The 18,697-nt window shown below is 34.4% G+C and carries 23 protein-coding genes and 1 pseudogene; 10 read left to right on the top strand and 14 right to left on the bottom strand.

Going from position 1 to position 18,697, the window contains the following annotated elements; translation table 11 throughout:
* Positions 1 to 69: 69 nt before the first annotated feature.
* The gene (locus tag BOQ64_RS19475; protein WP_045493567.1) at positions 70 to 540 is read left to right on the top strand and encodes an Lrp/AsnC family transcriptional regulator; all 471 of its coding nucleotides are present in this window, start codon (positions 70 to 72) and stop codon (positions 538 to 540) included.
* 69 nt (positions 541 to 609) lie between these two features.
* A complete protein-coding gene (locus BOQ64_RS19470; RefSeq protein WP_123859214.1) occupies positions 610 to 987 on the top strand; it encodes a hypothetical protein in 378 nt (125 codons plus the stop codon).
* Positions 988 to 1,044: 57 nt separating this feature from the next.
* Here the strand turns inward: BOQ64_RS19470 and gwsS are convergent, their stop codons facing one another.
* From gwsS to BOQ64_RS19440, 6 genes are all read right to left on the bottom strand, one after another.
* The gene (gwsS, locus tag BOQ64_RS19465; protein ID WP_129058969.1) at positions 1,045 to 2,124 is read right to left on the bottom strand and encodes a grasp-with-spasm system SPASM domain peptide maturase; all 1,080 of its coding nucleotides are present in this window, start codon (positions 2,122 to 2,124) and stop codon (positions 1,045 to 1,047) included.
* On the bottom strand, positions 2,121 to 2,303 hold the full coding sequence (locus BOQ64_RS19460; RefSeq protein ID WP_129058970.1) for a hypothetical protein: 183 nt from the start codon (positions 2,301 to 2,303) through the stop codon (positions 2,121 to 2,123). Before BOQ64_RS19460 ends, gwsS begins: the two co-directional genes overlap by 4 nt.
* Positions 2,300 to 3,202 (bottom strand): grasp-with-spasm system ATP-grasp peptide maturase, encoded by a 903-nt coding sequence (gene gwsG, locus BOQ64_RS19455; protein WP_129058971.1) that lies wholly within the window; start codon positions 3,200 to 3,202, stop codon positions 2,300 to 2,302. Before gwsG ends, BOQ64_RS19460 begins: the two co-directional genes overlap by 4 nt.
* Positions 3,199 to 4,104: a hypothetical protein gene (locus BOQ64_RS19450; protein WP_129058972.1), complete on the bottom strand. Its 906-nt coding sequence runs from the start codon at positions 4,102 to 4,104 to the stop codon at positions 3,199 to 3,201. Before BOQ64_RS19450 ends, gwsG begins: the two co-directional genes overlap by 4 nt.
* An 88-nt stretch (positions 4,105 to 4,192) precedes the next feature.
* On the bottom strand, positions 4,193 to 4,393 hold the full coding sequence (locus tag BOQ64_RS19445; RefSeq protein ID WP_129058973.1) for a TIGR04139 family peptide modification target: 201 nt from the start codon (positions 4,391 to 4,393) through the stop codon (positions 4,193 to 4,195).
* Between the two features lie 540 nt (positions 4,394 to 4,933).
* Complete coding sequence (locus tag BOQ64_RS19440) at positions 4,934 to 6,781, bottom strand: helix-turn-helix transcriptional regulator (RefSeq protein ID WP_129058974.1); 1,848 nt, start codon at positions 6,779 to 6,781, stop codon at positions 4,934 to 4,936.
* Between the two features lie 237 nt (positions 6,782 to 7,018).
* On the opposite strand from BOQ64_RS19440, the gene BOQ64_RS19435 reads away from it, so the two are divergent.
* The 8 genes from BOQ64_RS19435 to BOQ64_RS19405 all read left to right on the top strand — a co-directional run bounded on the left by BOQ64_RS19435 (position 7,019) and on the right by BOQ64_RS19405 (position 11,360).
* Positions 7,019 to 7,339 carry a DUF4870 domain-containing protein gene (locus BOQ64_RS19435; RefSeq protein WP_129058975.1) on the top strand — a complete coding sequence of 107 codons (321 nt, stop codon included), beginning with the start codon at positions 7,019 to 7,021 and terminating at the stop codon, positions 7,337 to 7,339.
* Between the two features lie 20 nt (positions 7,340 to 7,359).
* Positions 7,360 to 7,833, top strand: coding sequence for a hypothetical protein (locus tag BOQ64_RS19430; protein WP_129058976.1), 474 nt, complete (start codon positions 7,360 to 7,362; stop codon positions 7,831 to 7,833).
* Between the two features lie 16 nt (positions 7,834 to 7,849).
* Positions 7,850 to 8,806, top strand: coding sequence for a DUF3829 domain-containing protein (locus BOQ64_RS19425; protein WP_129058977.1), 957 nt, complete (start codon positions 7,850 to 7,852; stop codon positions 8,804 to 8,806).
* 29 nt (positions 8,807 to 8,835) lie between these two features.
* Positions 8,836 to 9,012: a hypothetical protein gene (locus BOQ64_RS23230; protein WP_164975852.1), complete on the top strand. Its 177-nt coding sequence runs from the start codon at positions 8,836 to 8,838 to the stop codon at positions 9,010 to 9,012.
* A gap of 123 nt (positions 9,013 to 9,135) precedes the next feature.
* Positions 9,136 to 9,684 (top strand): DUF4303 domain-containing protein, encoded by a 549-nt coding sequence (locus tag BOQ64_RS19420; protein WP_129059084.1) that lies wholly within the window; start codon positions 9,136 to 9,138, stop codon positions 9,682 to 9,684.
* A 105-nt stretch (positions 9,685 to 9,789) separates the two neighbouring features.
* Positions 9,790 to 10,338 carry a hypothetical protein gene (locus BOQ64_RS19415; RefSeq protein WP_129058978.1) on the top strand — a complete coding sequence of 183 codons (549 nt, stop codon included), beginning with the start codon at positions 9,790 to 9,792 and terminating at the stop codon, positions 10,336 to 10,338.
* A 49-nt stretch (positions 10,339 to 10,387) separates the two neighbouring features.
* The gene (locus tag BOQ64_RS19410) at positions 10,388 to 10,867 is read left to right on the top strand and encodes a hypothetical protein (protein WP_129058979.1); all 480 of its coding nucleotides are present in this window, start codon (positions 10,388 to 10,390) and stop codon (positions 10,865 to 10,867) included.
* Complete coding sequence (locus BOQ64_RS19405) at positions 10,845 to 11,360, top strand: hypothetical protein (protein ID WP_228448486.1); 516 nt, start codon at positions 10,845 to 10,847, stop codon at positions 11,358 to 11,360. Before BOQ64_RS19410 ends, BOQ64_RS19405 begins: the two co-directional genes overlap by 23 nt.
* 185 nt (positions 11,361 to 11,545) lie before the next feature.
* Here the strand turns inward: BOQ64_RS19405 and BOQ64_RS19400 are convergent, their stop codons facing one another.
* The 8 genes and pseudogenes from BOQ64_RS19400 to BOQ64_RS19365 all read right to left on the bottom strand — a co-directional run bounded on the left by BOQ64_RS19400 (position 11,546) and on the right by BOQ64_RS19365 (position 18,697).
* Complete coding sequence (locus BOQ64_RS19400; protein ID WP_129058980.1) at positions 11,546 to 13,048, bottom strand: BspA family leucine-rich repeat surface protein; 1,503 nt, start codon at positions 13,046 to 13,048, stop codon at positions 11,546 to 11,548.
* A 92-nt stretch (positions 13,049 to 13,140) separates the two neighbouring features.
* The gene (locus tag BOQ64_RS19395; protein ID WP_129058981.1) at positions 13,141 to 14,088 is read right to left on the bottom strand and encodes a transketolase family protein; all 948 of its coding nucleotides are present in this window, start codon (positions 14,086 to 14,088) and stop codon (positions 13,141 to 13,143) included.
* Positions 14,089 to 14,129: 41 nt separating this feature from the next.
* A complete protein-coding gene (locus BOQ64_RS19390; protein WP_262708779.1) occupies positions 14,130 to 14,984 on the bottom strand; it encodes a transketolase in 855 nt (284 codons plus the stop codon).
* A 107-nt stretch (positions 14,985 to 15,091) separates the two neighbouring features.
* Positions 15,092 to 15,610 (bottom strand): hypothetical protein, encoded by a 519-nt coding sequence (locus BOQ64_RS19385; RefSeq protein ID WP_129058983.1) that lies wholly within the window; start codon positions 15,608 to 15,610, stop codon positions 15,092 to 15,094.
* Positions 15,611 to 15,818: 208 nt separating this feature from the next.
* Positions 15,819 to 17,377: pseudogene (locus BOQ64_RS19380) on the bottom strand (sodium:solute symporter).
* A gap of 415 nt (positions 17,378 to 17,792) precedes the next feature.
* The gene (locus BOQ64_RS19375; protein WP_185147089.1) at positions 17,793 to 18,080 is read right to left on the bottom strand and encodes a GNAT family N-acetyltransferase; all 288 of its coding nucleotides are present in this window, start codon (positions 18,078 to 18,080) and stop codon (positions 17,793 to 17,795) included.
* Positions 18,081 to 18,083: 3 nt separating this feature from the next.
* Positions 18,084 to 18,479: an OsmC family protein gene (locus BOQ64_RS19370; RefSeq protein WP_129058984.1), complete on the bottom strand. Its 396-nt coding sequence runs from the start codon at positions 18,477 to 18,479 to the stop codon at positions 18,084 to 18,086.
* Positions 18,479 to 18,697 carry a (4Fe-4S)-binding protein gene (locus BOQ64_RS19365; protein ID WP_129058985.1) on the bottom strand — a complete coding sequence of 73 codons (219 nt, stop codon included), beginning with the start codon at positions 18,695 to 18,697 and terminating at the stop codon, positions 18,479 to 18,481. The genes BOQ64_RS19370 and BOQ64_RS19365 overlap by 1 nt, the downstream gene beginning before the upstream one ends.

The raw sequence follows: 18,697 nt of genomic DNA, 5'->3' as shown, positions 1-18,697 counted from the left end.
AGTTAAATTATTTTTCGTAAATTTGCAAAAAATACATAGATTTTTTAAAGAAATTGTAATTTAACTAATATGAACTATCAACTGGACGAAATAGACAAGAAGATTCTTGATTTCTTAGTAGAAAACACAAGAATGCCTTTTACAGAAATTGCTAAGCAGATGGATGTTTCTGCTGGAACAATTCACGTAAGAGTGAAAAAGATGGAAGATGCAGGTATTATTTTGGGATCATCTCTAAGCATCGATTATGGTAAGCTGGATTATCACTTTACAGCTTTCATCGGAATCCTTCTGACAAAATCAAACCGTACTCAGGAAGTATTGAAAGAATTGTCAGTTATTCCTAACGTAATTGAAGCTAGCGTTATTTCTGGAAAATATAATATTTTCTGTAAAGTAAGAGCTAAGAATACGGATGATGCTAAAAGAATTATCTATCAAATTGACGACATTCAGGACGTAATGAGAACTGAAAGTATGATCTCTATGGAAGAATTCCTAAGCGATAAAAATAGATTGATTAACGCAATCTCTATTTAATTCAAATTTTAAGCGAATAACTATAAAAGAACTTATGAAATCTCTCATAAGTTCTTTATTTTTGTACCTATGGAAGAATACAGCTATTTTGACGAGGATCCGAAGAAAGGATGGGGATTTGTACTGGCATTTGCTGCCTTAATGTTGTTTACCGTAATGGGGCTGGGAATAGATGTTGATGAATATCTTCAGCATGAATACCTGGATATCCCGAGATGGTATTTTTATGTTATCTTTTCAATTGATGCATTAATGATGATAGGTCTGGTGCTGATGTTCTTTTATAAAAAAGTAGGCATTATTATGTTCCCAACTTTATTGGTGCTGCATTTCTTTATGCACAACTACTATCTGTCTACCTTTCTGTATACCGATGTTACCAATCTTTTCCTGTTTACAGGTTTTGGAATGCTGGCCATTATTCCTAAGTGGAAGTTTTTTAAATAAGGGTTTCTTGTATCTCTTATTTCTGCATAAAAATAGCTTTTAAACAGTGTTTAAAAGCTATTTTAGTTTCTGTAGTTCATATTGTTTGATTGCTTTCTGTTTTAAAGGATTTTTGCTCCATTCTTTCCATTCATTGGTATAAGGATCATAGCCACACTTTAAAGGTTTTGATATATCCAGGTTTTCCGGAGTATAATGGGACCGTTCTGTATAAGCCCTGCAATCTGTACAGATATACCTGAATTCGCAGTCTTTGCAGCCTTCTATGCTGTCTTTAGTAAGATTCCAGTATTTATTGAATCCAGGTTGGTTTAAAGCTTCCTCAAGGCTTATGTTCTGAATATTCCCAAAGCTCTCAGTCATTAAAGGACAGTTTTTAATATTTCCTTCAATATCTATACTGATCTTTTTATGAAGACAGGAATTATAGTTGAGGGCTTCCAGTACTTTAGGAAGATTGGTATTAAAGTACTTCATGTCTACCTTTCCGCAGGATGAAATTTTAATAGACTCTTTTACAAAGCTCAGACTGAATTTCAATTCATCTTTTGATTTGAAGGGTTTGTGAGGACATTCATAGAAAATAAGACTGTAAATTCTTTCTGTTACATCGTTCAGATTCTGGATGAATGACTGATCTATTTCTTTATGAAAAGGAGAAATGATTTCTATTCCTGAAAGAACCGATGAGGTAAAGATATGATCTATGCTGATGAGTTCCTCTAAGGTTAACAGGTTTTTGCTGTAGATTACCAGGTGTCTGATCTCAAGATCCTCTACAGCGTTTTTAAGCCTCTTTAAAAGGCTGATGTCTGCAATTTCGATAAAGAGGTTGTTAATTCTGTTAGGCTCACTATATTTATAGGATAAAGCCGGAAAATTCCGGTCCCAGTCATTCTCTGTAATAAATCCATATTCATACTCTAAAAGAATCTCTAAATATTCCTGAACAATGTTCTGAGATTCCTGATCATACATTTCCAGAATTTCTTCAATGGAATTTTTCTTCAGTTCTTCAATCAGGTCATAAAATTCTAAAGGAAAGAGTTCAGATGTATTTCTCTGAAGATCTGAAACCAGGATTCTGTGAGCTCCTTTTGTGATGAGAATAGTACTGAATAGATTAAAATATCTCATAGCAATCTTACCAGGAATTTATAAGGTTTTGATTTTGCATAGAAGTCAGTCTGATACTTTTCACTTGCTATGCCGGAATTTAAATTAGACTTCTCTCTTTCTCTGTTTTTCACAATCTCCATATAATTGTAGATAAGTGGAAGAGGATGTTGTTCTTTTGGAGTAAAATTCTTTTTCATAAATAATTGGCAATTTCTTTTTCCAATGAATAGTTGCAGATCACCGAATGTCCTAGAAATTGGCCTATCGCATTCACCTCTAAAAAATAAAATGTATCCTTACTCTTGATAAGGTCCAGTGAACCACAATTGAGATCCAGAGACAGCATCAGCAAATGAATTTTTTCTTCAATACTTTTAGGAAGCTGATAGGGTACATTTCTGTTAGGCCTTTTATGGTTGTACTTTCTGAAATCAACTTTGGTCTGCTCATCATTTTGCGAAAAAATAGCCGTAGACCAAACTTTTCCATTCAGATAAAAGCTCCTGATTTCGAAATCTTTTTCAATTTTTTCCTGAAAGAATGTGATAAAGAAATTCCCTTTCTGAGGTTCTTTCACTATGGAAGTATACATCATTCCCGTAGTGTCTTTGAAAATATTTTCTGCTCTGGGATTTCCACCAATAGTTTTGATGATGGTTTTATTGAACTCTACTTCGTCCGTATTATCAGCCAGAAAATAATCAGGAACATCTAAACCTACCTTTTTTGCCTGTTCCAATACCAGAAGTTTATTTAGGTCGCTATTGCTTTCTTTATTGATATGTTTTTTCGATTCTAAAGTTTTTCTCACATAATCTTCCAGCCAGTGCTGATATTCATTCATGTTGAGGTTAATAGATTCATTTTTGTAGTGCAGCCTTCTGAAATTTAAGCCGCCGTTTCTGTACCATATACTGTTTATTTCATCAAGGTAGAACCTGTTTCTATGGCTTACAAGAAAAAGTCTTTTTTGATCTGTCTTAATTTCAAAAACTTCATCTTCATGGACGCGAATGAATTTTTTGTTCATGGCCAGAAGATATTTAATGACTTCATTGGTTGTATTTTCTTTATTTTCAGAGATAATAAGGATCATTTTTGTTGCTTTTTAAGCTTATTGAAAAAATCTTTTGCAATCTTCATAGAGGTTTTCATTCTAGGAAATCCTATGGCTGCACGGTTTCTATCTATCCTTGCAGAATCGGCTGCATTTAAATTGGCCTCATCAAAACGCATGAATATTCCGTACATTGTAACACCATTATTGGCATATTGGTACTTATCTACCATTTCAATATAATCCCTTGGAGTACATTCTCCGGATTTTACATATTGCAGTAGTTCCGTTTTGAAATAATCATAGTACTTTGTATAAGCCATGTGGTTGAGCATAGTTCCCATAGACATCAACTGACTTTCTCTTCCCAGATGTCCTATTTTTTGCAGAGATGGATACCCATAATTTTTTAAGGTCCATATTAAAAGTTCTGCATTTTTTTTGTCATTCATTTCAACCGTTTCTTTGATATTCCTGTTGTGCTGGTCTCTGATAAAAGCAATACTGAAAGAATCCACCAAAACCTGATTAAGTCCTTTTCGCCACTGCTTAAATTTTTGGTCTACTTGTGCACGATTTATTCCATGTCTTTGATACAGTTCATAAAAATCGGGTTCAGGTTGCCAGTAGGGTCCAGTTAGGGCTAAAAGTTTATCCAGACTTTTTACACCACCAAAATTTTTATGGTATTTGTCGGCCATTTTGATATAGACTTCATATTCTGTAATTCTCTCATTCTGAACCGGTGGATATCGTCTGAATAATTTCCTGTATTGTTTTATAGTTGCCAGGGTATCTTTATGGATCCTGTGAATACTGTCTATCGTGTAAACTTTATTATAATAATCAATATAATTTAGTTCTCTGTTTTTACAGGAAAAGAAAAGAAAAATAAAAGTTAGCAATGAATATAAAAATAAGATGTAATTATGATGTTTCATGGTTGAACCGAGTGTTATTGTAAGCTAGTCAAAAGCGGAGTTCTATCAGTTTTATTGAAAAAAATAGAGGGTTAAACCCTCTATAATATTACAATCCTCCACAGTTATCACCTATATATAGTGTGTTTATTAGTACGCACTTATCATTATAAGTTTTTTTATCATAGCACGTTGCATTTTCTGAAATGTCGTAACTATTAGCTCCTTGAACTGCTTTTAAATCATTTCTGTTGATCTTTTTGTTTTCTAGAGAAGAGAAGTTTCTCTTCATTCCGACTAATTTTTTCATTTTTGATATTTTTTATTTATTAAATAATATAATCTGCCATACAATCCCTGGCATCGGGTGTTTCATTCTTATGCTTAATTTGTACTGTACACATACAATTTAAATACAGAATTTCATCAACGTTGATGCTTCAAAACTAAAAATAATCACATCACTTAATGGTGATAAAAGTTGTAATTTATTTGTAGATTTTATTACATATTTCTGTAATATGTATAGGGGTGTATGTTGATTTTATCCTGTTGAATTTTAGGGAGTTTTAATGAAAGTAAGGAAACTTTAAAATGATATAAATTATCATGTAAGAAGAAATGGAAAAAAAATAAATTGATGAAAATAGAAAGCAGTATTATTTTCTATTGTACATAAATGATGCACAAAATTAAATTTGTATGCACGCTCTTAAACGATGCAAAATTAAATGATTACAGAAGTAGTATTAATACATGAATAAACAAAAAATCATATTCTAAAGAGCTATGTGTGTAGTCTAAAAATACTATTAGATTGCCCACTTAGAATATTGAAGAATATTACAGCTTATTCAGAAAATACTCCCTGAAAGAATGTATCCAGAGCCATATTTTCGTCCAGTCCGAATTTCTTTTTCAGGCGGTATTTGGTCATTCTTACACTTTTAGGTTCTACATTCAACAGGTTGGCAATTTGTTTGGTATCCATTCCAAGGTAGATATAAGCACAGTATTTAAGATCCAGCGGGGTAAGCTTCTGTTTGGCTTTTTCATTAATATTTTTAAAGAAATCTGGATGTAATTCCTGGATAGTAAACCTGATCTTTTCAAAATCATTGTCTACGCGACTTTGTTCTTTTACAACCTGATTGATATTAATATCTGTATCAGAAAGTTGGGTCTGCAGTTGCTGAAGCACTTCATTTTTATGCTGAATATGAAGCTGGCTGGCCAAAACCTCGCTTTGAAGCTTCTGTTGCTGTAAAGTAAGAAGTTCCTGTTCCGCTTTTAATCTGGCCTGTTCTTCTTCCTGAAGTTTTACCAGCATTTCGGCTTCATGTTTTTCGGTATTCAGTTTCTTTTCTCTTTCTATAGAGTAACGCAGTTTATAATGATAGGAACGGAACATGAAAAATGCTCCCGTTAATCCTATAATTCCCAGTCCGATATACAGAAATTTTTCTTTTTTCAGGCTTAATGTTTTTTCTGTCAGCACTTTTAATTCAGCTTCTTTTTTCTGAGACTGAAACTGGGCTTCCAGTCTTTTTGCGGTTTCTGCCTGTCCTTCGTTATACAGAAGATTGCTGTATTCTGTTACTTTAGTCTGATAATCATAAGCCTTCTGGTAGTTCTTCTGCTTTACATACAGTTTGGAAAGATCAGTGACTACATTAATCATAACATGATAGTAAATAGGGTTCTGAGTCAGCAAAATCTGTTCTGCTTTTAAAAGATATTGCTCAGATAAGGCATCATTCTGGTCACGTGTGGCAAGACTGCTGAGAATTCCGAGTGCACCTGCCTGAACTCCCTGATTTAAGCTGGTATGTTGGGTAAGAGTAAGAATTTCATTGGCATTATTCTGAATTTCTTTACGAATTTCAGGGGTAATTACCGGGTAGCTAAGATAATAGTTAGCAAGATTTAATAAAGCTAAAGCATGGGCATGTGCTGAAACCTGTCCCGGAAACTGCTGATAAAGAGCAACAGCCTTTTTACACATCTCTATAACACTTTGTAAATCCTTTAAATTTTCGGTTTTTTCATAAGTGAAATAATAACAGACTGCCATCGCAGAATAAGCCGAGCTCAACATATTTTTATTTCCTGATTTCTGAGTCAGTTTCACCGCTTTCTGAGCATATAATGTAGAGTTTTTGGCATCATTCCATTCGGTGTGGATTCCGTAGAGAAGATAATTGAGTTTTGCATTCAGCAGAACTTCTGAGGGAAGTTTTTCAACTTGTGGAAGAGTCTTCTGAATAAGTTTTATAGTATTTTCGTATTCTCCCAGAGTATTGTTATAGTAGATATTCAGATAAGCGGCATATAATAAAGCTGTTTTATCATTTGTTTTCTGTGCCGCAGCATTAGCCGCATCTATAAGCCGTGGTACTTTTTCATATTGAGATTGATTCAGTTTTATAATTCCACTCTGAACCAGAGCCTTTACTTCTTCCGTATAATTTTGTTCACTTTTGGCCAGTTTTAATTGTTCCTGAACATATTTTTCAGCAGTAGGGTACTGATCACTTACTCTGTAATATTCTGTAAGTTCATTATAAACTTTAAACTTTTCCTCAGTAGAACTGTTGCTCTTCAATTGATTGGTAAGACCGTCAATGAATGTATTTTGAGCCGGACAAAGAATACAGATAAAGAATATAAAGTATAAAAAAGAGAACTGCAGTTTCATGAGGTGAAAGTACAAAAATTGCAGACAATCATCAATGATTCGTGTAAAAAAATGAAATTATAGAATGTTTTTAATGTGTTGTTATTTAGTTTGTTATGTGGTTTTGTAGACGTTTTGTAGTCATTCGTTTTTTGAGTTGAAGTTGTTTTGTAGTAACCCCAAAAATTGGAGTTATGTTTTTCTGTTGCAATTTTGAACCAGTAAAAAAATCAAAAATATTAATTAAAAAAAATTATCATGGACAACAAAACATTATCTATCGTATCATACATTACGATTTTCGGATGGTTAATTTCATTTATTGTAGGAAAGGAAAAAGCAGACCGCCTTTTAAGATATCATCTTAGGCAGTCTTTAGGATTGATTATTTTCTCCATTATTCTGTCAATTATTTTAAGGATTTTAATTTCAGTAACTCACATGGGTATCTTAAATATACTTGGAATTTTACCGCTGGTATTGATCATTATTGGAGCTATTAATGCTGCCAATGAAGTTGAAAAACCTTTACCTCTGATCGGAAAAATGGTTGAAGATAAATTCTCATTTATCGGCTAAAACTTTAAATGCTTACAGGTATGGAAGGCTTTAAACACGTAAAAAGAGAAGGAACAGAATATCAGGTAAAGCAGTATCTGTCATTACAGCACATCATAGTGATTGCATGGCTTCTGATTTCAATTGCTGTAATTATCAGCACCAGTTATCTGAAAACGGGAATTATTATGCTGATTTTTTCACTTTTACTGACAATTGTTTCCTTTATGCCACCCAAGGTTTGTTTCGATCCTGTATCAAAATGTCTTACGATTCTTAACAGAGGTTTAAACCGTCGGAAGTTTACTTATGACCTTAATGATTTTGAAGGATTTGAACTGCAAACTATGTATATAGGTTTTATTCCTTTAGGATGTTATTTATACGGAAGTTTTAAGAATGTAACCCATTTTAAGCGTCCAGTAATATCCCAATCCTTCAGTAAGAAAACGATGCAGGAAGTGGTTAATGAACTGGAAGATCTTAATGTAAAGCCCAATGCAACACCTATTTAAATTTTACTATCAGATTATGAAAAAAACATTGCTCATTGCAGGAATACTTGGTTTTAGCCTTACCCTGTCTTCCTGCGATAAACTGGAAAAGATTAAAGAAAAACTTTCTCAGAGTGGAAATAGTACACAGGTAAATCCTTTCAGTGTTAATTCAGGAGATGAAAACAGAGATATTGTTTCCTTTAATAATAAAGTGGTGAAAATGGATGAAGCTCAGGCAGAGTTCATTAAAAACTTTCAGGAATCATTGACTCAAATGGATGAATATGTGAAAAATGTATCCGCAAATCCACAATATTCAGGGATGTCTCCCATATTTACCCCTACTATTATGATGTGGGTTAACCAGGAGATTAAAGCTCCGGATGTACTGGGAAAAGAATATCAGATTCTTGTGGATAAAATGAAAGAGACAGCTACCAAGCTGCAGGCTCTGAAGAAAGATCTTGAAACTTATAAAACCGCAGAAGACTGGAAGGATGATAAAGGAAAGAAAATTACTGAAATCTCTGAAAAAGCTAATCAACTGATCCAGGAAAACCGGAAAGCTGCTAATGATCTGTTTTCCAAACTCTCTCCAAAAGCAGATAAGGCCGAAATGGAAGTTTTGAAAGGACATCCGTTGAAAGATCATATCATTCAGTCTAAGGAAGCCATGGAGTTTACTCAAAAGATTGTTGATGATTCTTATGATATTACAGATCTGGATGCTTACAAACAAAAATTCGCTCAGCAATATCAGCAGATGGAAAAACTGTACACAAGGAATGTTGATGAGACAATCCCATCCTCAGAAAAGCAGAAAGAAAGCAGTTATACAGCTCTTAATAATGCTTTAAATGATTTCCTCGGTAAAATGAGAATTGTTCAGAGGAGCCTGAATGAAAATAACAGTGATCTGAATCGTGATCTTGATGATCTTGAAAGTGAAGCCAATACTGTTCTTAGCCGCTACAATAATTTTGTAGACTGATGAATAAATAACAATCACAATATAATACTATGAAAAAAATAGCAGGTATCATCATGATCATCATAGGTTTCTGCCTGACAGTTATTGTAAAAATAGGTCCATCTAAAGAAACATCGTGGCTGTTCAGGTATGGTGAGTTGGTTCCATTACTTGTAGCTATAGCAATTATAATTCCCGGCTGGATCATGTATAATAAAAACAGGTAATCTGAAAATGATAAAATAGACTGGTCATAATCGTGAATATGGCTGGACTATTAATCAATATAAGCATTTGATGTAACAGGATAAGGGTAATTTTACCGCCCATTTTAAAAAGTGAAACGAAGTATGGATTTTAAGAAGTTGAAAGAACAGATAGAGACAGCTGCAAAGAATGCTTTTTTAGAAATGTATGAAAAGCATGGCACTGAAAATATTTACAGTTTTGCACTGTACAGTGATGAGGGAGCAATGACTGTTTGCCCTTCTTCCAATACACTGGAAACACTTAAGGGCATAGATAAAGATGATGAAGTGTACTATAAGTTTGAACCTGCTGAATGGACGTATGAAATGGAAGGAGCAGATCTGGAGTTTAATGAGATCTGTACTATTCTGAGAGCAGAACTTGCCAGACATGAAGATAAAAGTGAAGATGAATATGATAAATGGTTCATAGAATTTCAGGCTGAACTTTATACTATCTGTATCGAAGTGCTGGAAAAGCTTAAAAATGAGAACTTTTTTAAAAATATCATAGGGAAAGATATATTCTTGATTTTCACGGTTTCAGATTATGAATTTGAGAAGCAGGATCTGAAAAATATCATTGTCAGACTTAATGATAATGAATATAAAAGTGAATATCTGGATTGGATGGAAACCTGGGGCAATTAAATTAAGGATGAAGAATAAAAAACACATTTCATTATATAAAAATGAAGCGGAACAAAATAATTGTCTCAGACACATCCAATCATAACTTTTAAACAGAATCAGGTGATGGAAAATCTTAAAAAACTCAATATTGAATTTAAAAAATACCTGGAAGAAACCAGTGCTCAGCTTATAGAAGATCTGATTCATTTGTTGGACGGGGAAAACATCAGCTATGTTGATAATAAAGGGAAATCTGATGTTAAAGCATTCTATTTTGAGTATGAATATGAATATCTGGATATTGTATTCTGGGGCGTAGATCAAAAAGGTAAAATAATTACCAATACCATTTTTCTACCTACCAAAAAGAAGAGCAGTGCTGAAGAAAGTGGAGACTGGGATGCGCTGATTCCTGAAAAAATATGGAATATGGTTTCAGATTTTCAGGATCATTATGAAGGTGAGGATTTTGATGAGGTACTGGATGAATATGATGATGAAAAATATAAACTTTTTGAACAATGGTTTTTTGACTGCTGGAAGAAAGCGTCCGAATACACCAAGGTAAAAATGGATGCTTATTTTTCTATTCATGATACCTATTTCAGAACAGATTTAAATACCCTGAAAACCATCAATGAAGATGAAATTGCACAACGTTACCAACTATAAAGAGATTAATTTTTAATAACACCTCAATCTATTCTACAAACAACCTATTATGAATTCTTATAAATTTTACAAACAGGAAGGAAACCAGTACATTTTTAAAAACCAACCGGTGTTTATCACCATATTATGTCTCATCTTTTTAGTGATAGCAGGGTTGATTTTTAACAATGCAAGAACCGTAAGCCTCATTATGATTGCTGTAGTAGTACTTATCATCATTAATTTCTTTACCAAGAAGTTTATTATTGATATGGATCGGAAAACCATTACCGGAAAGCATACCATTTTTGTTCCGGCCAAAACTTATGAGATTAAGGATTTTACCAATTTTCATGTACTGGCAACAAAATATCTGGGCTTTATAACCACGAATGTAATTCTGTCTGTCTACTTTGAAGTGGACGGAAAAGAAAAGCATCTGACCATTGGACAGGCTCTAACACAAAGAGGAATCCAAAAGATGGTGAACGAAACAGAAGATATCATGAAAATTAATAATCCAGGTAATGACCATAACAGACCGCTATAAATTTGAAGAGAATGGAAGCGAAATAAGCCTGATGCCCAATTACAGCTTCCTACGTACTTTAACCTGGTGGTTGGCATTAGGAGTTATTGCTCTTGTAGCTATTATCTACTATTTTATGGATAAGATGTCTGGAGATCAGTTTAAAGTGGCCCTGATGATATGGGGAATTTATATGATTTATTTTCTCTTCGATCTGATTTTCAGGATTCCTGTAAAGTATATTTTTGATAAATCTGAGAAGTGTATTTACAAGAAATGGATTCTCTCCAAAAAGATCATGACCTTTGATGAAATGACTTATTTTATCAATGATGAATGGGGTGGATATTACTATTCCATTGGGAAGAAGAGAAATCAGTTTGTGAAAAACTATAGGATCAGCAACTATTTTTCTGGTTCAAAGAAATCCATGGAGAGGGAAGATGATTATATAAAAGAAATACTATGTCCCATTCTGATTGCTGTAGGAGCTCCGTTCAATGAACGGGAATAACAAAAACGATAAGTAGGGTAGAAGCTACAACCATGACAACTATATATGAAAACTCCAACATTGAATCACTCATTCAATAAAATACTGCGCGGGCTGTTTCGAAGAAACAGCCCGCGCAGTATTTTATTCTTTTTAAGTGGGTATTTGGTTCACACTAATTATATATCATTTGAAGTATAGCTAGATTATTGCTTTTTTACAACCTTTTGTGTATCAGAAGTGCCATCTTCAAAATAAAGCGTAATAAAATAAACACCTGAAGGATATTCTAACATATTAATTTGGGCTTCCTGCTTTTTTGCAAGAATTCGTCCTTCGGTATTGGACAAAATTATATTCTTTATTTTTTTCTCTGAGCTAATGAAAACTTTTTCTGATGTTGGATTAGGATACAATTTTACAAAATTTACACGGGCTTTAATATCGTGAGTTGCCAGGCTAGCAATGCAATCAGGATCATAGGTGTCTCCTGCAATAAGCCAGTTTTTTGTGGTAACAAGTAGGTTTCTATATGGTTGTGCTTCTGTACTATAGCTTGAACTAACATATCCCAAATTTTTACCACTAGGTGTTGTTGGATTGCTTGCCCAACCTTTTAATGTTTTACTGTAGTTTTCACAATTTAAACCAGCACTGTTAAATATTGTTCCTAAATTTACAGAGGGGTTTAGAACCCAGTTTTCAAGATTTTGATTGAAATTTGTTGCCTGATAAAACATACCCTCCATTGTGGTAACATTTGCGGTATTCCAACTTCCTATATTTCCATTAAAATGTGGCGCATATTGGAACATATTACCCATGTTGATGACATTAGATGTATCCCAGCTTCCTATATTTTGATTGAAATTGGTAGCACTAGAAAACATACAAGACATATTGATGACATTAGAAACATTCCAGTTTCCTATATTTTGATTAAAGGCATTTGCTGAGCAAAACATATAACTCATATTGGTAACACTTCCAGTATTCCAACTTCCAATGTTTCCATTAAATTTTTCTGCGTACAAAAACATCTCGCTCATATCAGTTACTTTCCCTGTATTCCAGTTTCCAATATTTTGGTTGAAATTTGTAGCGTAATAGAACATACTTTTCATAGTGGTTACATTAACAGTATTCCAGTTTCCAATATTTTGGTTGAAATTTTTAGCATTATAGAACATATAACTCATGTCTGCTACATTACCAGTATCCCACGTTGCCATGCTGGGAACATTTGTTAACCCATAGCATGCAAAAAACATTTGAAACATCTTGGTGACATTACTGAAATCCGGGGTATCGGTTGCTGTTATTGTTAAATTCTGACAATCGTGAAAAGAATCTGATAAATCAGACTTCCAGTTTACGTTTCCCCATTGAGTAATATCTAATATTTTTTTTGCATTATTACTTGATACCCCATTGAAATAAAACTTGAATGATGATGTTGGGGTAATGGTTACAGTATATATTCCTGCACTAGGAAATGTGACTGTTGTATTGCCTGAAATACCGCTTCCACTACCTGTTAATGATGGATTGGTAACACCCTGATAAGTATAAGTATATGTTCCATCCGTTGGAATGATAATTTGTTTTGAATTATCAAAATGAATATTGGTATTCCATTTTGTGATGATGGGTTGTGCGGAAATTAAACTTCCTATAAAAAGGAAGAATAATAGGATTTGAGTTTTCATAAATTTGGGTTTCTTAGTAATTTTTTTTAATTGTTCTAAAAACGCGGGCTGTTTCAAAGAAACAGCCCGCAGTTATTATGATGTGCTAATCATTAGTTAGCTAAAATTCTCTTTACAGCTTCTTTCACTGCTGCAGCATCAATTTTATACTTCTTCATTAATTCAGCAGGCGTTGCAGATTCTCCGAAAGTATCGTTTACCGCTACAAATTCCTGTCTTGTAGGTCTTCTTCTTGCAAGCATTCCCGCAACAGATTCACCTAAACCACCAAGGTAGTTGTGCTCTTCAGCCGTTACAATTTTACCTGTTTTTTCAACAGATTTTAAGATGATTTCTTCATCAAGAGGCTTAATCGTGTGGATGTTGATTACCTCACAAGAAATACCTTCTTTCTCAAGCTCGTCAGCAGCTACAAGAGATTCCCATACAAGGTGTCCTGTTGCAACAATAGTTACATCAGTACCTTCCTGAAGCATAATTCCTTTTCCGATTTCGAAAGGCATATCTTCAGGGATAAATACAGGAACAGTTGGTCTACCGAATCTTAAATATACAGGACCTTCGTGGTCAGCAATAGCAAGAGTAGCCGCTTTTGTCTGGTTGTAGTCACAAGGGTTGATTACAGTCATTCCAGGAAGCATTTTCATCATCCCGATATCTTCCAATACCTGGTGAGTAGCTCCATCCTCTCCTAATGTAAGACCTGCGTGAGATGCACAGATTTTTACATTCTTATTAGAGTAAGCAATAGACTGACGGATCTGATCATATACTCTTGAAGTAGAGAAGTTAGCAAAAGTTCCAGTGAAAGGAATTTTTCCAGTGATGCTAAGACCTGCAGCAAGCCCCATCATGTTTGCTTCTGCAATACCCACCTGGATGAATCTTTCAGGAGCTTTTTCAATGAATTTCTCCATTTTCAAAGATCCGATAAGGTCAGCACAAAGTGCTACTACATTAGGGTTTTTGTCAGCAAGCTCAGCTAATCCAGCTCCGAATCCTGAACGTGTGTCCTTTTTTTCTGTATATGTATATTTCATTTTTATTTTTATTAATCGAGATGTTAACAGATGGTTAGATATTAGTAGTCAGCAGGAGCTTCTAAATACAATTGTTTGAATGCAGTTTCCAATTGCTCATCATTAGGAGCTTTACCATGCCAAGCGTGAGATCCCATCATGAAATCTACTCCAGCACCCATTTCTGTGTGTAGGATAATCGCTACAGGTTTTCCTTTTCCAGTTTCAGCTTTTGCTCTTTCAAGGATACCAATTACAGCTTCAAGATCGTTACCGTTCTTTTCTTCTAAAACAATCCATCCGAAAGCTTCAAGTTTAGCATGAAGATTTCCAAGGCTTAATACATCATCTGTATCACCGTCAATTTGACGTCCGTTATAGTCAATAGTAGAAATAATGTTATCTACTTTTTTAGCAGCAGCAAACATCAGCGCTTCCCAGATCTGACCTTCCTGAAGTTCACCATCTCCGTGAAGAGAGTAAACTAGAGACTGATCTCCGTCCATTTTTTTACCTAAAGCAGCTCCTAACGCTACAGAAAGACCTTGTCCTAAAGAACCTGAAGCAATTCTGATTCCTGGAAGACCTTCGTGAGTAGTAGGGTGTCCCTGTAATCTTGAATCAAGCTTTCTGAAAGTACTTAGCTCATGTACTGGGAAGAAGTCGAATCTTGCCAAAGTAGAGTAGTACACAGGAGAAATGTGCCCGTTTGATAAATAAAAATGATCTTCATTTTTGCCTTCCATCGTAAAAGGAAGATGATAGTTCATCACCTTTCCGTAAAGTGCTGTAAAGTACTCTGTACAGCCTAAGCTTCCTCCCGGGTGTCCTGAATTTACAGCGTGAACCATTCTTAAAATGTCTCTTCTGATCTGTGTAGTAAGAGATTTTAACTCTTCGATACTTTTACTCATTATATCTGATTTATTTGCACGCGAATTTACAATTTTTTACCGGCTTATGGAAATGCAAAAATCCGGATATAAAAACCCGGATTTTGATTGATTTGAATATTTTCTCGCTTTTAACAGCCTTCGTTGATGTAAACAGTAATTTCTGTGACAATATTATTAACAAATTTAAATGTTAACTGGGTTCCGGCATCATAGTCCTCAATATTAAAATATCCTGCATCTTTAATACGCTTCCCGTTATCATCTACTTCCGGACGAACACTGAATATAGGATAATTTCTGTACGTATTAATCAGCTCATCTCTGGTACTTCCAACACCCATTCCGCTTTTGGTTCTGAATTTTTTACTGGTAGTTGTCATTCCTGCAATCGTAACAGCATCTGGTTTTGCTTCACCACCATACCCCTGGAAAACTTCAATATTGATAATCTCTCCATTGTATTTTACACTATTCTTTTGCTGTCCGTCAGAAATTTTGATTTTTGTCCCTGCTATTTTTTCTGCTTCACTTTTTTCCATGAAGATCTTGTAAGGCCCGATTCTTAAAGTAGACACTTCAAAATTTTCCTGTGCTGCCAAAGAACCAAACGTTAATACAAAGATGAAAAGTGAAATAATTTTTTTCATGGTTTTTTTATTTAATATAATATTGTTTTGTTTATAATTTTGATATTCCTTCTGATCTGTCAGAAGATGTTTGGAATTAAGATGAAAATAAAACTATTGTGTAAACTTATTCTCAATCAATTCACATCAATAGAAACGGGCTTCAGCTCGTTTAAAAATAAAAAATCTTATTCCAATGGCTTTAGCCAAAATCTAATTTTTTGTAGAATTAAACAACTCTCAAATATTGTTTATCCTTCACCATCCATAAACCAATGAAGGTCAGTAGCCCATTAAGAACAATCAGTTCCACACCAATCCTGTAATCCGTATAAGAAGTCACTGCAAAATTGATTAAATAAGTAAAGATAGGGGCTAGAATGGTTACCATAAGAATAGAGTACTTTTTGGAAATCTTGAACTTAGTGAAGATTCCGAAAGCAAACAGTCCTAATAGTGGGCCATACGTATATCCGGCAATTTCCATAATCAGGTAGACAATAGATTTGTCATTCAAAGCTTTGAATACCATAATTAGGATGAAAAATACCACAGTGAATGTTAAATGCACTTTCATACGAAGGCTTTTCTTCTCTTTTTCAGTTTTGGTTTTATCTTCGTTCAGGTTTAATAAATCTACGCAATATGAACTTGTTACCGCAGTTAAAGCCCCATCCGCAGAAGGGAATAATGCAGAGATCAATCCGATAATAAAAATCACGGAAATCATCATTGGGAAATGCCCATTAAGAGATAAAGCAGGGAAAAGATCATCACCCATTACATTCTTAATGTTTCCTGCAGCATCTTTGAACCCGAAAATATTGGTAATAGGATCTGTCCCTGTTGTTCCGTATTCCGCTCCATGCTGCAAAGCAAAAAGATAAAGTAATCCACCTAAGAATAAGAAAGCAAGATTAACCAATAACAGGGTTCCTGCAAAAGTCAACATGTTTTTCTTTGAATTTTTAAGGTTGTCTACAGAGATATTTTTCTGCATCATTTCCTGATCCAGTCCGGTCATGGCAATGGTAATGAAGATTCCCCCCAGAATGGTTTTAAGGAAAAACGTTTTGGAATTAGGATCAAAATTGATGAAATGAGTATAATTTTTCTGTTCTAAAATCGTATACGCTTCACCAAAAGAAAGGTTCAGATTGGATAAAATGTAGACAATACAAGCCACTAAACTGATAATCATAAAAGAAGTCTGTAATGTATCCGTAATCACAATGGTTTTTACCCCACCTTCAAAAGTATAGAGAAGAACCATCAGTAAAAGAACCATAGAAGTTACCCAAAACGGAACTCCTAGTCCTTCAAGAAGGAAGATTTGTAATACATTTACCACAAGATATAATCTGGCTGTAGCACCAATAGCTCTTGAAATAATAAAGAATATGGACCCGATTTTATGCGCTTCCACATTGAATCTTTTTCCCAAATAGGTATAAATGGAAGTAAGATTCATTTTATAATACAATGGTAAAAGGATGGCTGCCACAATAAAATACCCGATGAAGAAACCAATCACCATCATATAATATTCAAAACCACCATAAATATATTCGGAGCCGGTCATTTTTCCGACTGTTCCCGGAACTGAAATAAAGGTAACTCCACTTAAACTGGTGCCTATCATGCCAAATGCAACGAGCCACCATTTACTTTTTTATTACCGATAAAGAAGGACTGGTTGTCGGAATTTCGGCTGGTGAAATAAGAGATCACCAAAAGGCCGATGAAGTAGATAAAGACAAACAGCAGAAGTACAGTTCCTGGATTCATGCTTAGATTTTAAATTTTAGCAAATATATAAAAAAGAACCATCGTGAATCGTGAATTTTGTTTAGAGGCAATTTTTATGTAATTACTTTAGAAAAGTGACCTAAGCTTGGGGTGAAACTTATATTTTTAGAAAGGTTTGAAGCTGGGAGCGGGAAGCAGGAAATTATGAAGCTCATACAGACAATTATTCTCTATATTTTCATCATTTTAAACTTTTTAAATGATAACGAGCGGCAGAAAGCTTCATCAAATCGATTGAAAATCGATTCACTCTTAGCTCCCTTAAAAATATATCATCAAGCTAATGAAAACTTTGCGTTAAAAAAGCATCAGGTAATAAAAATAAAAACTTCTGTATAAAAAAACCTTCCAGATCTACTCTGAAAGGTTTGTATTGTAAGGGTGGAAGCAGTGATTAGTTCACCAAAACATCCTGCAATTCCTCACTCTTCTGGAAACTGGCTTTAGCAAAAGGACAAAGCGGAATAATTTTCTTTCCGTTCTTTCTTGCAAAATCTACAGCAGCCAAAAGCATTTCTTTACCTACTCCTTTTCCGTTGTAAGCTTCTTCCACCTCCGTGTGGTCTATAATAAATCTTTCTTCTCCTGCCCAGGTGTACGTCATCATTCCTGCGCGTCTTCCATCTATGAAAGCTTCAAAACTTCCGTGTTTGTCGTCGTTGTTTTGTTTTACTTCGATCATGTTTTATGAGAATTTAGTTAGTATTTCTATATCGTTGGTTAATATTTTATGTACAGGGCAGGCATCAGCAATCGTATGCAGTCTTTTTAACTGTTCATCATCCAGAACCCCTTCAAAACTGATCTCTCTTTGGAATACTGCTCTTTTGGTTAATGGATAGTTTTCAAGTTCTACTTCCACATGAATGTTTTCTACATCCCATTCTTTTCTTTCTATGTACATTCTTAGGGTTGCTGCTGTACAGCTTGCTAAAGAAGTAGCCAGAATTTCCATGGGATTGAAACCTTTATTCTGTCCGCCTTTATCTATAGGTTCATCGGTAATAATTTTATTTTCTCCCGCTGTTACCTCCGTGTAATATTTTGTTTTTCCTAAACTTGCTTTTACCGTTACTGCCATTATTTTCCAGTGTTGAATTTATAACTTAATGCACCTGATGGGCAATGATCTATCTGATTTTTTAATTCTTCAGGAGTTGCATTTTCTGCTTTTATCCAGGGTCTCTCTTTCGGATTATAGACCTTGGGAAGCATTTTTACACATACAGCCGAGTGGATACACTTCTGAGGCTGCCAGATGACAGTAATGTCGCCGTTAGGATATTCGTGTGTTTCCAT

This window comes from Chryseobacterium sp. CH25 (genome assembly GCF_004119455.1).
Taxonomy (GTDB): Bacteria; Bacteroidota; Bacteroidia; order Flavobacteriales; family Weeksellaceae; genus Chryseobacterium.
This window is presented reverse-complemented; position numbering and strand designations above follow the sequence as displayed.